14 protein-coding genes and 1 tRNA gene are annotated in these 13,276 nt (G+C 71.8%); 7 read left to right on the top strand and 8 right to left on the bottom strand.

What is annotated here, in order from left to right; genetic code table 11:
* The first annotated feature begins 103 nt into the window (after positions 1 to 103).
* Positions 104 to 985, top strand: coding sequence for a sugar phosphate isomerase/epimerase family protein (locus Bra3105_RS08830; protein ID WP_228359501.1), 882 nt, complete (start codon positions 104 to 106; stop codon positions 983 to 985).
* A gap of 52 nt (positions 986 to 1,037) precedes the next feature.
* Here the strand turns inward: Bra3105_RS08830 and Bra3105_RS08825 are convergent, their stop codons facing one another.
* Positions 1,038 to 1,541, bottom strand: a complete 504-nt coding sequence (locus Bra3105_RS08825) for an OsmC family protein (RefSeq protein WP_228359500.1) — start codon at positions 1,539 to 1,541, stop codon at positions 1,038 to 1,040.
* 168 nt (positions 1,542 to 1,709) lie between these two features.
* On the opposite strand from Bra3105_RS08825, the gene Bra3105_RS08820 reads away from it, so the two are divergent.
* Positions 1,710 to 2,345: a cysteine dioxygenase family protein gene (locus Bra3105_RS08820; protein WP_228359499.1), complete on the top strand. Its 636-nt coding sequence runs from the start codon at positions 1,710 to 1,712 to the stop codon at positions 2,343 to 2,345.
* A 43-nt stretch (positions 2,346 to 2,388) separates the two neighbouring features.
* Here Bra3105_RS08820 and Bra3105_RS08815 read toward each other — a convergent pair whose 3' ends face one another.
* The 5 genes from Bra3105_RS08815 to Bra3105_RS08795 all read right to left on the bottom strand — a co-directional run bounded on the left by Bra3105_RS08815 (position 2,389) and on the right by Bra3105_RS08795 (position 5,404).
* Positions 2,389 to 2,607 carry a hypothetical protein gene (locus Bra3105_RS08815; protein WP_228359498.1) on the bottom strand — a complete coding sequence of 73 codons (219 nt, stop codon included), beginning with the start codon at positions 2,605 to 2,607 and terminating at the stop codon, positions 2,389 to 2,391.
* 100 nt (positions 2,608 to 2,707) lie between these two features.
* Positions 2,708 to 3,142 (bottom strand): HEAT repeat domain-containing protein, encoded by a 435-nt coding sequence (locus Bra3105_RS08810; RefSeq protein WP_228359497.1) that lies wholly within the window; start codon positions 3,140 to 3,142, stop codon positions 2,708 to 2,710.
* A 69-nt stretch (positions 3,143 to 3,211) separates the two neighbouring features.
* Positions 3,212 to 3,296, bottom strand: a tRNA-Ser gene (locus Bra3105_RS08805).
* A gap of 132 nt (positions 3,297 to 3,428) precedes the next feature.
* A complete protein-coding gene (locus tag Bra3105_RS08800) occupies positions 3,429 to 3,548 on the bottom strand; it encodes a methionine/alanine import family NSS transporter small subunit (RefSeq protein WP_200501628.1) in 120 nt (39 codons plus the stop codon).
* Positions 3,548 to 5,404: a sodium-dependent transporter gene (locus Bra3105_RS08795; protein WP_228359496.1), complete on the bottom strand. Its 1,857-nt coding sequence runs from the start codon at positions 5,402 to 5,404 to the stop codon at positions 3,548 to 3,550. The genes Bra3105_RS08800 and Bra3105_RS08795 overlap by 1 nt, the downstream gene beginning before the upstream one ends.
* 235 nt (positions 5,405 to 5,639) lie before the next feature.
* Between Bra3105_RS08795 and Bra3105_RS08790 the strand changes: the two genes are divergently transcribed.
* The 5 genes from Bra3105_RS08790 (at position 5,640) to Bra3105_RS08770 (ending at position 10,805) form a co-directional block, all read left to right on the top strand.
* Positions 5,640 to 7,076, top strand: a complete 1,437-nt coding sequence (locus Bra3105_RS08790) for an amidohydrolase (RefSeq protein ID WP_228359495.1) — start codon at positions 5,640 to 5,642, stop codon at positions 7,074 to 7,076.
* A gap of 107 nt (positions 7,077 to 7,183) precedes the next feature.
* The gene (locus Bra3105_RS08785) at positions 7,184 to 8,827 is read left to right on the top strand and encodes an AbgT family transporter (protein WP_228359494.1); all 1,644 of its coding nucleotides are present in this window, start codon (positions 7,184 to 7,186) and stop codon (positions 8,825 to 8,827) included.
* A gap of 4 nt (positions 8,828 to 8,831) precedes the next feature.
* Complete coding sequence (locus tag Bra3105_RS08780) at positions 8,832 to 9,347, top strand: CidA/LrgA family protein (RefSeq protein WP_228359493.1); 516 nt, start codon at positions 8,832 to 8,834, stop codon at positions 9,345 to 9,347.
* Positions 9,344 to 10,054: an LrgB family protein gene (locus Bra3105_RS08775; protein WP_228359492.1), complete on the top strand. Its 711-nt coding sequence runs from the start codon at positions 9,344 to 9,346 to the stop codon at positions 10,052 to 10,054. Before Bra3105_RS08780 ends, Bra3105_RS08775 begins: the two co-directional genes overlap by 4 nt.
* 85 nt (positions 10,055 to 10,139) lie before the next feature.
* Positions 10,140 to 10,805: a MerR family transcriptional regulator gene (locus Bra3105_RS08770; RefSeq protein ID WP_228359491.1), complete on the top strand. Its 666-nt coding sequence runs from the start codon at positions 10,140 to 10,142 to the stop codon at positions 10,803 to 10,805.
* A 71-nt stretch (positions 10,806 to 10,876) separates the two neighbouring features.
* Here the strand turns inward: Bra3105_RS08770 and Bra3105_RS08765 are convergent, their stop codons facing one another.
* Positions 10,877 to 11,446: a DUF779 domain-containing protein gene (locus Bra3105_RS08765; RefSeq protein ID WP_407650905.1), complete on the bottom strand. Its 570-nt coding sequence runs from the start codon at positions 11,444 to 11,446 to the stop codon at positions 10,877 to 10,879.
* A 187-nt stretch (positions 11,447 to 11,633) separates the two neighbouring features.
* Positions 11,634 to 13,157: an acetaldehyde dehydrogenase ExaC gene (gene exaC, locus Bra3105_RS08760; protein WP_228359490.1), complete on the bottom strand. Its 1,524-nt coding sequence runs from the start codon at positions 13,155 to 13,157 to the stop codon at positions 11,634 to 11,636.
* Positions 13,158 to 13,276: the final 119 nt, after the last annotated feature.

The raw sequence follows: 13,276 nt of genomic DNA, 5'->3' as shown, positions 1-13,276 counted from the left end.
CCCTATGCGCGCGGCAGGGCGGTGGCGGACCCGCCCTTCGTACACTCGTACGCATCCATGGCAGTGCGCACCGCAGCGCTGCCGCCGCGGAGAGGCGATGACCATGAGCACCCACCACGACCTGCTGGCCTCCTGCTGGACCTGGGCAGGGGACGTCGGCCCCCGCGACGCGGACCAGCGCAGCCCCGTGCCTCTCCCGGAGAGGATCGAGGCGCTCGCCGCCTCGGGCTGGCGGGGAGTGGGGATCCAGCACGCCGACCTCGTGGAGCTGCGCGACACGATCGGTCTTCCCCGACTGCGCGAGCGGCTCGAGGACGCCGGCATCGAGCGCATCGAGCTCGAGTTCCTCAGCGACTGGTGGGAACGCGGCACGGCGCGCGCGGCCTCGGACCGTCAGCTCGACGACTTCCTCGACGCCGCGGCGCAGCTCGGAGCCACTGCCCTCAAGATCGGCGCATGCCACCTCGGCGCCGGCCGCTCCGAAGCGCCGGAGCCCGCGGCCTTCGCCGGGGATCTGCACCGGATCGCCGAGCGCGCCGACGCCTTCGACCTCACCCTGGCCCTCGAGGCGATGGCGGACACAAACCTGCCGACCTTCGGCGACGCGGTCGGCCTCGTCCGCGCCGTGGACCATCCGTGCGCCGGGCTCGCCGTGGACATCTATCAGCTCGCGAGATCCGGCGACGACGACGTCGCGCTCCTGCCCGCGCTCCTGGAGGACGTCCCGGTCGCGGTGGTCGAGCTCGGGGACGCGCCCGTGGGCGCCGACGGCGTCGCTCCGCGCTGCCTCCCGGGCCGCGGGGATCTCGACATGGCGGATTTCGTGGTGGCGATGATCGACGCGGGATGGGACGGCTTCTGGGGAGTCGAGATCATCGCCGACGAGCTGCGCGCGCTGCCCGTCGCACAGGGACTCTCCGAGGTGCGCGCGGGGGTCGACGCCGCCCTCGCGCGCGCCCAGGAGATCCTGGACGCCCGCCCCTGAGATCCGGCTGATCAGGCGGCGGCCCGTGCATGCGCGGCTGCCGCCGCGCGGGTCATCCCCGGGGCGGCGGCACGACCTCGAGAGCTCCCGAATCGGCGCGGCCGAGGATCCGTGAGACGGGGCAGCGCGCGTGCGCGGCCTCCGCGAGGCGACGGGCCTCGTCCTCGCCCACGTCCTCGACGCTCACCAGGGCGCGCGGCGCGAAGCGGTAGCCGCCCGCGGGGTCGAAGTGCAGGCTGACCTCGACGTGCACATGGGTCGCGGCGTCGATGCCCCGTTCGCGCAGCACCGCTTTGAGCGTCTCGCCCAGGCACGTGCTCCACGCCATCGCGAGGAACTGCTCGGGATTCGAGCCCGTGGCGTCGGCCGATGGACCGCCCGTGGGCAGCGTGGGCCCGTTCTCGACGCGGACCTCGCCCGCCGTCCCGCCGACGTTCTCCACGCGCGCGGTGTAGAGGGTGCGCGTGTACTTCTCGGGGAGGGCGTCGGGCGCCGTGGCCGCGGACGACCCCGCGGCGGCCGTCTCGATCGGGGAGTGTCCGGATGGTTCCGCCATGGCCCCAGGGTAGACGCGGCCTGCGTCGTCCACGCGCTCGTCACCCCCTCGACATCGGAGGTTCGTCGAGCGTGCGGTCGACGCCGGGTGCTCGATAGCCTGGCCGAAGACCGCTGATGGACGTGCGTCGCCTGCTCTCAGGGGCGCACTCGGAGAAGGGACGGGCCGATGAGTGCGCAGGAGACCTCGGCGGTCCGGCCGGAGAGCGCCCGGCACGATCGCGCGCCGCAGGATGTCCCGCCCTCCCTTCGGCGCCTGATCGACGAGATCCGCGAGGCGGTCGCACCCGGCGGCGACGCCGCCCAGACCTCGCGCCGCGTCACGCGGGCCCTGGAGCATCACCTCGCCGTGCCGGATCTGCTGCCCGCGGAGGCGCGGGTGGCGGACCCCGAGCGCTACCGGCAGAACATCGTCCACGTCGAGCCCGACGGCAGCTTCTCGATCGTCGCGCTGGTGTGGCTCCCCGGGCAGCAGACGCCCGTGCACGATCACATCTCCTGGTGCGTGGTGGGCGTCTACGAGGGCGAGGAGGCCGAGATCCGGTACCGCGTCGAGGACGCCGAGGGGAGCGAGGTGCACCTCGCCGACGGGCAGATGCCGGACCCGGAGGACGGCCTGCGCCTCGTGCGCACCGCAGAGGTGACCAACCCGAACGGCAGCGCCGACGGCTTCGCCCCGCCCGGGGATCTCCATCGGGTCTGGAACGCGGGGGAGGGCACCGCGATCTCGATCCATGTCTACGGCGCCGACATCCGCGAGCTCGGCTCGAGCATCCGGCGCACCTACGACCTGCCGGAGCGCTGAGAGGCGGGCAGCACGGCACGGCCGACATCGACGACGATGCCGCTCAGTCGTAGGGCGCCTCGCGGACGACTCGTGCGGAGCCGACGTCCATGGCCTCTCCGACCTCCATCCGATCCAGGCACCACCGCAGATGCCAATGCGGTTCACGGTCGGCGTTCGCGAAACCGTTGTCCAGCAGGAAGCTCGCGGTGGCGCCCGTTCCTATGAACTCGAGCTCCCTCTCCGGGGTGACGATCGAGAAGGCCCCCGCTCCGTCTGTCATCCTCCAGCACCTCCACGTTCCTGCGTCGACTGCGATCTCATCCCATCCGTGGCGTGTGATGCTCCGTCTCCCGGGAGGACGGAGCGTCGCTCCGAACCGATCAGCCGGGCCGGCCCAGCGCTCGTCGCGCCGCGGCGCGCACGCGAGGATGCCCGTCCTGTCGGAGCCGCTCGAGCGCCGGCTCGGCGCCGCAGCGCGCGGACGCCCGGGCGGCGAGGACCTTCGCGGCCATCTCCCGCACCCGCCAGTGCGGGTCGTCGGTCGCCGCGACCACGGCCGGCTCGGCGGCAGCGGACCAGGCGTAGAGGAAGGCCCGCAGCGCCCAGGTGCGCACCCAGTACCCGTGTGGGCCGTCGGACCTGCCGGCGAGGACGGGGCCTGCGGAGTTCCCGCCGAGCACCTCGATGAGCTCCGCGTCGACCTCGCCGTCCCGGAGGATCGACAGGCATCGGCCGACGAACGCCTCCTCGCCCTCGCGCGAGACAGCGGCGCCGATGCGCCGACGGGGGGTGGACTCCTGCACCATGGCGCTCATCGTGCCACCGGCCCGGCGGATGCAGAACGCCCCTGACCCGCGAAGCGCGGATCAGGGGCGTTCCCTGGGCGGAGGATGGGGGATTTGAACCCCCGAGGGCTTTCACCCAACACGCGTTCCAGGCGTGCGCACTAGGCCGCTATGCGAATCCTCCATTGCTCGTAGAGCAGGAGACACACTACCGGAGGACCCTCGACGGTGCGAGCCGGCCCCGGCCGGGTCGGGTGCATGTCACACCCGGTCGGGCCGACGAGGCGGCGACGAGGCCGGATCGGCCCCGCAGGGCTCAGTCCTCCGGATCCTCCGGCTCCTCCGGATGACGCACGATGTTCACGATCGCGGCGGCGAGGCCGCCCCAGACGGTGACGATCGCGACGCACAGCATGACGATGGCCGATGCCGACATCAGTTCCCTCCTCCCTGCTCGGCGCGGTGGGTGGGCGCGGAGCCGCGGGAACCCCGGGAGCCCTCTGCGTCCGTGGGCGCCGCGGCGCCGCTGCGGACGGTCGCGATCGCGCTCGAGGCGATCTCCTGGGCGCCGTCGGCGCCGCCCGTCCCGCGCACGCCACCGGCACCGGAGACCTGGGGCGGCCGCAGCTCCTGCGGGGTGCGGGGCGTGGCGGCCTCGTCGATCACGACGCGGGTGCCGGCTGCCGCGAGCACGCTGTCGGCGACCACGGGCGGAGCGATCGGGTCGCCGTCGGAATCGGGGCGGTCCTTGTTGGAGCCCGCGGGCCAGGGCGCCAGCGAGAGCACGATCGCGATCACCACGAGGGCGATCGCCATACCCCACCCGAAGACGTTCACGAACCAGGCCGGGTACTCCGAGTAGGGCTTATCGGCCGTCAGCAGCTGCACCGCCGAGAGCACCATCGTCACGCCCAGGACCAGCGGCGCGATCACCTTCACGCACGTCTCCCAGCCGATGCCGAGGCGGAAGGTGCCCTTGAAGTTCAGGTGGTCGCGCAGTGTGGGCAGGCCGCGCACGATGTAGCCGAGCGCGATCGTCGAGACCAGCGCGGCGCCGACGATCCCGTAGGAGTTCACGAAGTTGTCGAGCGTGTCCAGCAGCGCGAGGCCCATCGTGGTCGGGAACAGCAGCGTGGAGCCGATGGCCATCGGCAGCAGCACCACGAGCGTGCCGGGCACGCGCGAGAGCCCGAACTTGTCCTGCACGGCGGAGACGATCACCTCGATGATCGAGACCAGCGAGGTGAAGCCCGCGAGCACCAGCGACCCGAAGAACAGCACGCCGATCAGGGCGCCGCCGGGGGCCTGGGAGATGATCGTCGGGAAGGCGATGAACGCGAGCCCGATGCCGTCGGTGACGACGTCCTGGACCTGCACTCCCTGCGCCTGAGCCATGAAGCCCAGCGCCGAGAACACGCCGATGCCCGCGAGGATCTCGAAGCTCGAGTTCGCGAAGCCCACCACGAGGCCCGAGCCCGTGAGGTCCGTCTTCTTCTTGAGGTACGAGGAGTAGGTGAGCATGATGCCGAACGCGACCGACAGCGAGAAGAAGATCTGCCCGTAGGCGGCGATCCACACGGCCGGGTCGGCGAGTGCCGCCCAGTTCGGCTGGAACAGCGCGTTCAGGCCCGTCATCGCGCCCGGCAGGAAGAGGGCGCGCACCACGAGGATCACGAACATGACCACGAGCAGCGGGATGAAGATCATCGAGGTCTTCGCGATGCCGCTCTCCACGCCGAGGGCGAGCGTGATGATCACGGCGACCCACACCAGCAGGATCGTGACGAGCACGGGGCCCACGTAGTCGAAGGAGATGCCCGCGTCGGCCCCCATCAGCGAATGGGTGAACTGGCCGAAGAAGTAGCCCTCCGCGTCGTCGCCCCACTTCTGGCCCACGGAGAACACCATGTAGTTCAAGGACCAGGCGATGATCAGGGCGTAGTAGGCGCCGATGATCACGCAGATCAGCACCTGCCACCAGCCGATGAACTCGGTCCAGCGCTTCAGGCGCCGCCAGGCCAGAGGGGCCGAGCCGCGCCAGCGGTGGCCGATCGCGTAGTCGACGAACAGGAGCGGGATCCCGGCGGTGAGCAGCGCGACCAGGTAGGGGATCATGAACGCCCCGCCGCCGCCCTCGTAGGCGGCGGCCGGGAAGCGCCAGATGTTGCCGAGGCCGACGGCGCTGCCGATCGCCGCGAAGATGAAGGCCGAGCGTCCGCTGAAGGCGCCGCGGTTCGCGCGTTCGCGCTGCGGCGCCTCGCCGCTCGGGGCAGTGGCTGGGGAGGAGATCATGCGATGCCTTCCGCATGGAGGAGTGGAGGACGACGAGTGCTCCGGGCAGGTGCGGCCCGGACGCGCGACGGGCTCTGCGCCCGCGCGCGGCGGAGCGGATCCGCGGTGCACGTTGAGCGTGCACTGTAAGGGATATGGGGCGTTCCGGGCACGCGGGGGTCACTGGCCGGTCAGGGCCGACGGGCGGGGCCGGAGCCCGGCGCCGCGGGACGGGGAGGTCCATTAGGGTCTGACCATGAGCGATGTCGACCCGCAGTCCCACGGCCGCATCGGGGAGCCCGGCGCGGCCGACGCGTCCGTCCCCGGCGTCCCCACCGAGAGCAGGGTCCCCACCGAGAGCCCGGTCCCCGCGTCGGGTGCGCACCTCGAGGAGCTGGACGCGGCGCGCGAGCAGGCGATGCGCACCACCTCCCACCCCGGCTCCGCGTTCGCGGGCGCGGGGGAGGAGCTGCACACCCGGCTCGAGGAGGCGGTCGCGGCCGACGCCGACGCCATGGTCGACCTGCTCCTGGATCTCGCCGCGCACCCGGAGACCGCCTTCGAGGAGCGCCGCGCGGCCGCCGCGATCGCCGCCGTGCTCGAGGAGCGTGCGCTGGACCCCGAGGTCGGCGTCCACGGGCTCGAGACCGCGATCCGCGCGGAGATCAGCGGCGCCGCGACCGCGGAGTGGCCCACGATCGCGATCTGCGCCGAGTACGACGCCCTGCCGGGCGTGGGCCACGGCTGCGGCCACAACGTGATCGCCGCGATGGGCGTGGGCGCGTTCCTCGCCCTCGCACGGCTCGCGGCCACGGACCCGTCGGCCGTGCCCGGCCGGGTCGTGCTGCTGGGCACGCCCGCCGAGGAGGGCCACACCGGCAAGGAGTACATGGCCCGCGAGGGCGCCTTCGACGGCCTCGACGCCGCCGTCATGGCCCACCCGTACCCCGGCTACGACCTCGCCGACCAGGCATGGCTGGGCCGGCGCACCCTCACCGTCGTCTTCCGCGGCCACACGGCCCATGCCTCCGCGCAGCCGTTCATGGGGCGCAACGCCCTGGACGCCGCGAGCCTCATGTACCAGGGGATCGGGCTGATGCGTCAGCAGACCCCGCCGTCGGACCGGATCCACGCCGTCATCCGCGAGGGCGGGGAGCGGGCCAGCGTCATCCCCGACACCGCCCGTCTGGACCTCTACGTGCGCTCGCTGGCGCCCTCCACCCTGCGGGACCTCTCGCGCCGCGTGGAGGACGTGGCCCGGGGCGCCGCGCTGATGACCGGCTGCGGCGTCGAGATCAGCTGGGACGAGCACCCACCCTCGCTGCCCGTGCGCACGAACGAGGCCCTCACCGGGCGCTGGGTCGAGGCGCAGCGCCGACGCGGTCGGGACCCGCTGCCCCGCGGCGTGGTCTCCGAGACCCTCGCCGCCTCCACCGATTTCGGCAACGTGAGCTTCCGCGTGCCCGGCATGCACCCGGTCATCCACGTCGCCGACGCCGACACCGCGCTGCACACGCGCGAGTTCGCCGCGGCCGCCACCGGTGACCTGGCCCGGGCCTCCGCGGCCGACGGCGCCTACGGCCTCGCCGCGACAGTGCTCGACATGCTCCACGACGCCGAGCTCGCCGCCGCCGTGCGCGAGGAGTTCGAGGCCGCCGGCGGCGCCATCGACGTGCCCCACTACTTCGACTGACCCCGCACCCCGTCGACCGATCCCGCCGATAAACCCCGTCGACCGACCCCGCAGACAGACCCGTCGGCCGACCCCGTCGACCGACCGTCCCGCCCCGATGAGAGACGATGAGCAGCCCTTCCCCGCGCCCCGTCGGCCCCGCCCCCGACGGACCCGCCCCTGACGGCTCCGCCGCGCGGCTGACCCGCACCGATCGCCTGCTGAACGTGGTCGAGCGGCTGGGCAACAAGCTGCCCGAGCCGTTCATGCTGTTCCTGATCCTCTTCGCGGTCACCGGGATCGTCTCCACCGCGATGGCGCTGGCCGGGGTGAAGGTGAGCGTGCCCGGATCCGACGAGGTCACCGTCATCAAGGGCCTGTTCACCGGGGAGGGGATGGCCTGGCTGACCACGAGCCTGGGCGAGAACTATCTGGGCTTCCCGCCGCTGGTCACCGTGATGCCGATCCTGCTGGGCATCGGCATCGCCCAGCACTCCGGGCTGCTCGCCGCCGGGATCCGCGCGATGTTCGGCTCCTCGCCGGCGTGGCTCCTGCCCTACGTGGTGGGCATCGTGGGCGTGATCGCCTCGATCATGTCCGACTCGGCCTTCGTGGTGGTGCCGCCGCTGGCCGCGCTCGTGTTCAAGGCCGCCGGTCGGCACCCCGTCGCGGGACTCCTGGGCGGCTTCGCGGCGGCCGGTGCCGGCTACTCCACGAACCTCGTGCCCACGAGCCTGGATGCCCTGTTCGCGGGCATCACGAACTCCGTGATCGAGACCGTCTCCGGGCTCGGCGCGACCACGGTGAACCCGGTGTCGAACTGGTGGTTCAACATCGCCTCCTCGATCGTGCTGGCCCTGATCGCCGGTTTCATCATCGACCGCGTCATCGAGCCGCGCCTGGTGCGCCAGGACATCCCGCGCGACGAGACCATCGAGGAGGACGCCGACGGACAGGCCCCGGAGACCTCGGGCGAGTCCTCCGAGCAGATGCGCGCCTCGCTCTCACGGCCGGAGAAGCGGGGCCTGCTGCTCACGGTCCTCGCCGGCCTCGTGCTCACCGCGATCGTGCTGCTCGGCGCGCTCGTGCCCGGCTCCCCGTGGCGCAACGAGGACGGCGGCTTCCTGCTGTCATCCCCGCTGCTGGACTCGATCGTGTTCCTGGTGTTCCTCTACTTCGTGGTCCTGGGCAGCGTGTACGGGATGGCGACCGGCACCCTGCGCTCCACGCGCGACGCCGTGCGGATGATGACCGAGGCGCTCAAGGAGATGCTCCCGTTCATCGTCCTCGCGTTCATCCTGGGCAACTTCATCGCACTGTTCAACTGGTCCGGCATCGGCTCCTGGATCGCCGTGACCGGAGCCGAGGGCCTCGAGCACATCGGCCTCACCGGTTTCGGCGCCGTCATCGGCTTCATCCTGCTGGCGAGCGTGCTGAACCTGTTCATCATCTCCGGCTCGGGCATGTGGACGATCATGGCCGCCGTGTTCGTGCCGATGTTCGCCCTGCTCGGCTACGAGCCCGCCTTCACGCAGGCCGCCTTCCGGGTGGGCGACTCCGCGACCCAGGTGATCACGCCCATGAACCCGTACATGGTGGTGCTGCTGGGCATGCTGCGGAAGTACGAGCCGGCCGCCGGACTGGGCAGCCTCTTCGCACGCATGCTCCCCTTCGTGGTCCCCTTCTGGATCGCCTGGACGCTGATCCTCGCCGTGTTCTTCGCCTTCGACCTGCCGCTGGGCCCGGGCAACGGGATCCACCTGGGGCAGTGAGACGATGAGCACGCGGGAGCCGAGCGAGGACGGGCCGACGGGGGACGGGGCGACCGACGACGGGCCGACGGGGGACGGGGCGACCGACGACGGGCGGAGGCCGCTGACCGCGCTCCTTCCGCCCGTGCTGCTGGGCCTCGCGGTGCTGCTGGTGCTGCAGATGATCGGCCTCGCGCTCGCCGCCCTCCTCCACCTGCCGATCCCCGGAGTGGTGCTCGGACTCGTGCTGCTGGTGATCCTGGGGCTCGTGCCGCGCACCCGCGGCATCCTGCGCGTCGCCGAGCCCGCGGGCACACCGCTGCTCGCGCACCTGCAGCTGCTGTTCGTCCCGCCGGGCGTCGGCGTGGTCGTCGAGATGGGTGCGCTCGCCCGCAACGCCCTGCCGATCGCTCTCGCCGTGGGCGGATCGTTCCTGCTGGCCCTGCTCGTCGTCGGCCGCGTGCTGCAGGCCCTGCTGCACCGGCAGGACCGACGCCGCGGTGACGACGGCCATCAGCGGCTCGAGGGGAGCGGCGCATGAGCGGCGCCGTCCAGACCGTCGTCCACCTGCCGATCTTCGGTCTCGTGCTCACGCTCGCCGTCTACCTCGGGTCCCTCTGGCTGCACCGCCGCACGGGCAGGCCGGCGCTGCTGGCGCCGGTCTTCGTCACCGTGGTGGTGGTCGCCGCGGTGCTCGAGCTCGTCGGCCTGCCCTATGCGGAGTATCTGGAGCAGGTCACGGTGCTCACGCTGCTGCTGGGCCCGGCGACGGTGGCGCTCGCGCTGCCGCTGCTGGCGAACGGGCGGGCGCTGGCACGCTCGGCCGCCTCCGTGGTGATCGCGCTGATGGTGGGCGCCGTGGTGAGCCTCGGGGTGACCGTGGGCGTGCTGCGCGCCTTCGGCACCGACCCGGAGATCCTGCGCTCGGTGCTGCCGCGCTCGGTGACCAGCCCCGTCGCGCTGACCCTCGCCGAGTCGCTGCAGGCCTCGCCGCCGCTGGCCGTGGTGCTCACGATCCTCTCGGGGATCCTCGGTGCCGTGTTCGCGCCCGTGCTGCTGAGCCTCGCCCGCGTCCAGGACCCGCGGGCGCGCGGTTTCGCCATCGGGCTCACCTCCCACGGGATCGGCACCTCCCGCGCGCTCGACGAGTCGCCCGTCACCGGCGGCTGGTCGAGCGCCGCCATGGTTCTCAACGCGCTGGCCATGACGCTCGTCCTGCCCCTGCTCGCGCCGCTGGTGTCCGGGTGAGCGGTCACACGGGCACCTCGTGCGCATACCTATGGTTCCCGGTGGGTAATATCCAGGAACCCAGACCGCCGGACGAGGACGTGACATGAGGATCTCCGAGCTTGCCGACACCGCCGGCGTGCCCGTGGCGACCATCAAGTTCTACCTGCGCGAGAAGCTGCTGCCGCCCGGCCGGCTCACCTCCCGCACGAGCGCGGTCTACGACGAGGGCCACGTGGACCGGGTGCGCCTGATCCGCGCGCTCACCGATGCGGGCGGGCTGAACATCGCGGCCGTGCGCCGCATCGTCGACGCGCTGGACTCCCCGCACCAGGAGCAGATCGACATGCTCGGCATCGCCCAGCGCACCCTCGCGGGCGAGACCGCGGAGGACGCCGAGACGGCGGCCGTCGACGAGGACGCCGCGCGCTTCGCGCCCGGGAAGATCTCGCCCCGCGTGCGGTCGCTGGCCGAGCGCCGCGGCTGGACCGTCCTGGAGCGCTCCGACCCCCTCATGGCCCGCCTCGAGCAGGCCTGGGCCGCCTGCGACCAGGCGCGCGTGCCGACGGGCGACGACCACATCGACGCCTACGCGGAGGCCATGTCCCTCGTGGCCGGCGCCGACATCGCCCACATGCCCCGCAGCACCGCCGAGGCCATGCGCATGGTCGTGGTGGGCACCGTCATGAGCCGCGGCCTGCTGGACGTGCTGCGCATGATCGAGCAGCGCGAGTCCGCGATCGCGCACGCGAAGGGACGCGGGGCGGAGTAGTCCCAGAGGCCCCGGCCCCGGCCCCGGGGCGAGGTCGGCGGGGCCGGGTCTCCTGGCGGGGCCCGGGCGGCTCAGAGCTCCAGGCGCTCCCTGACCTGCGCGTCCTCCGGGAGCATCCGGGAACGGGTGAGGAACCGTTTGCCGTCGGGCGTCTCGAGGCTGAAGCCGCCGCCGCGCCCGTCGACGAGGTCGATCGTGAGGTGGGTGTGGCGCCAGTAGGCGAACTGCTCGCGGCTCATCCAGAAGTCGAGCGGGCTCGTGGTGCCGTCGGGCAGTGGCACCTCCACATGTCCCATGCGCACGTCCGCGTCGCCGGTGAGGAAGTCGCCGGCCGGGTAGCACATGGGGGAGGAGCCGTCGCAGCAGCCTCCGGACTGGTGGAACATGAGCGGCCCGTTGCGGTCGATGAGCCGCTGGATCTGCGCCACCGCCGCCTGCGTGAAGGCCACCCGGGAGAAGTCCTCTCCCTCGATCGTGGGGTCCGCCTCGAGCACGTCGTCGGACGGTGTGGGGTCGGGCAGTGGGGGAGCGGGCGGCTGGTCCGGCTGGGGTGCGGGTGCGGACGCGGGTGTGGGCGCGGGGCCCGCGGCCGACGAGGTGTCGGGTGCGGGGGTCGAGTTCTCGGCGGAGGAATCCGTCATGATGCGCTCCTTCCGATGTGCGGCCTCCTGGGGAGGCCGCTGCGCGTGGTCATGGTGCGCGGCGCGTGGTGCGCGGCAGCCGGTGCGGCTGCAGCGCCACGATCTCGCGAGAGGTGAGTCGTCGTCCTCAAGAGGGGCTCTTGACGACGACAACTCACCTCTCGCGAGCGATGGAGACCCGACGGGATCAGAAGAAGCCGAGCTCGGTCTCGGAGTAGGAGACCAGGAGGTTCTTGGTCTGCTGGTAGTGGTCGAGCATCATCAGGTGGTTCTCGCGGCCGATGCCCGAGGACTTGTACCCGCCGAAGGCGCTGTGCGCGGGATAGCTGTGGTAGTTGTTCACCCACACGCGACCGGCCTGGATGGCGCGGCCCGCCCGGTAGACGATGTTCTGGCTGCGCGACCAGAGACCCGCCCCTAGCCCGTAGAGGGTGTCGTTGGCGATCGAGATCGCGTCGTCGTAGTCCGTGAACGAGGTCAGGGCCAGCACGGGGCCGAAGATCTCCTCCTGGAAGATGCGCATCGAGTTGTCGCCCTCGAAGACCGTCGGCGTCACGTAGTAGCCGCCGGACAGGTCCCCGCCGAGGTCGGCGCGCTCGCCGCCGGTGAGGATCTTCGCGCCCTCCTGCTTCCCGATGTCGATGTAGGACAGGATCTTCTCGAGCTGATCGTTGCTGGCCTGCGCGCCGATCTGGGTGTCCGTGTCCAGCGGGTTCCCCTGCTTCGTGGCCTTCACGCGCTCGAGGCCGTCGGCCACGAACGAGTCGTAGATGCCCTTCTGCACGAGCGCGCGCGACGGGCAGGTGCAGACCTCGCCCTGGTTCAGCGAGAACATCGCGAAGCCCTCGAGTGCCTTCGAGTAGTAGGCGTCCTTCTCGTTCGCGACATCGTCGAAGAACAGGTTCGGGCTCTTGCCGCCCAGCTCGAGAGTCACCGGGATGAGGTTCTGCGAGGCGTACTGCATGATCAGACGCCCGGTGGTGGTCTCGCCCGTGAACGCGATCTTCGCGATCCGGCTGTTGGAGGCGAGCGGCTTGCCCGCCTCGGCGCCGAAGCCGTTGATGATGTTCAGGACGCCCTCGGGCAGCAGGTCCCCGATGAGGTCGATGAGCACCATGATCGAGGCCGGGGTCTGCTCGGCGGGCTTGAGGACGATGCAGTTGCCGGCCGCGAGGGCCGGGGCGAGCTTCCACGTCGCCATGAGCAGCGGGAAGTTCCAGGGGATGATCTGGCCGACCACGCCCAGCGGCTCGTGGAAGTGGTACGCGACGGTGTCGTCGTCGATCTGGGAGAGCGTGCCCTCCTGGGCGCGGATCGCGCCCGCGAAGTAGCGGAAGTGATCGACCGCGAGCGGGAGGTCCGCGTTCAGGCACTCCCGGATGGGCTTGCCGTTGTCCCAGGTCTCGGCGACCGCGAGGGTCTCGAGGTTCTCCTCGATGCGATCGGCGATCCTGTTGAGGATGACGGCGCGCTCGGCGACCGACGTCTTCCCCCAGGCGGGGGCGGCCTTGTGCGCCGCGTCGAGCGCGAGCTCGACGTCCTCGGCGGTCGAGCGGGCCACCTCGCAGAACACCTCGCCCGTCACCGGGGTCGGGTTCTCGAAGTACTCGCCCTTGACCGGGGGCACCCACGTGCCGCCGATGTAGTTGTCGTAGCGGGAGGCGAAGGAGACCTTCGCCCCGTCGGTCCCGGGTCGTGCGTAGACGGTCATGACTCTCCTCGTCGAGATCGGTTCCATCGGTGGTCGCGCCCGGGGAGCACATCGCATCCTCGGGACGTGACCGGCATCACCACTCTACGGCCCCGGGGGGCTGGTGGGGAGGCGGATTC

It is taken from the genome of Brachybacterium halotolerans subsp. kimchii (genome assembly GCF_020792675.1).
Taxonomy (GTDB): domain Bacteria; phylum Actinomycetota; class Actinomycetes; order Actinomycetales; family Dermabacteraceae; genus Brachybacterium; species Brachybacterium halotolerans.
Note: the sequence above shows the minus strand (reverse complement) of the source record. Positions and strands in the feature narration are given on the sequence as shown.

Coding starts and splice junctions, on each gene's coding strand:
- Bra3105_RS08830 (WP_228359501.1), top strand. CDS start 104: ATGAGCACCCACCACGACCTGCTGGCCTCCTGCTGGACCTGGGCAGGG.
- Bra3105_RS08825 (WP_228359500.1), bottom strand. CDS start 1,541: ATGGCGGAACCATCCGGACACTCCCCGATCGAGACGGCCGCCGCGGGG.
- Bra3105_RS08820 (WP_228359499.1), top strand. CDS start 1,710: ATGAGTGCGCAGGAGACCTCGGCGGTCCGGCCGGAGAGCGCCCGGCAC.
- Bra3105_RS08815 (WP_228359498.1), bottom strand. CDS start 2,607: ATGACAGACGGAGCGGGGGCCTTCTCGATCGTCACCCCGGAGAGGGAG.
- Bra3105_RS08810 (WP_228359497.1), bottom strand. CDS start 3,142: ATGAGCGCCATGGTGCAGGAGTCCACCCCCCGTCGGCGCATCGGCGCC.
- Bra3105_RS08800 (WP_200501628.1), bottom strand. CDS start 3,548: ATGTCGGCATCGGCCATCGTCATGCTGTGCGTCGCGATCGTCACCGTC.
- Bra3105_RS08795 (WP_228359496.1), bottom strand. CDS start 5,404: ATGATCTCCTCCCCAGCCACTGCCCCGAGCGGCGAGGCGCCGCAGCGC.
- Bra3105_RS08790 (WP_228359495.1), top strand. CDS start 5,640: ATGAGCGATGTCGACCCGCAGTCCCACGGCCGCATCGGGGAGCCCGGC.
- Bra3105_RS08785 (WP_228359494.1), top strand. CDS start 7,184: ATGAGCAGCCCTTCCCCGCGCCCCGTCGGCCCCGCCCCCGACGGACCC.
- Bra3105_RS08780 (WP_228359493.1), top strand. CDS start 8,832: ATGAGCACGCGGGAGCCGAGCGAGGACGGGCCGACGGGGGACGGGGCG.
- Bra3105_RS08775 (WP_228359492.1), top strand. CDS start 9,344: ATGAGCGGCGCCGTCCAGACCGTCGTCCACCTGCCGATCTTCGGTCTC.
- Bra3105_RS08770 (WP_228359491.1), top strand. CDS start 10,140: ATGAGGATCTCCGAGCTTGCCGACACCGCCGGCGTGCCCGTGGCGACC.
- Bra3105_RS08765 (WP_407650905.1), bottom strand. CDS start 11,446: ATGACGGATTCCTCCGCCGAGAACTCGACCCCCGCACCCGACACCTCG.
- exaC (WP_228359490.1), bottom strand. CDS start 13,157: ATGACCGTCTACGCACGACCCGGGACCGACGGGGCGAAGGTCTCCTTC.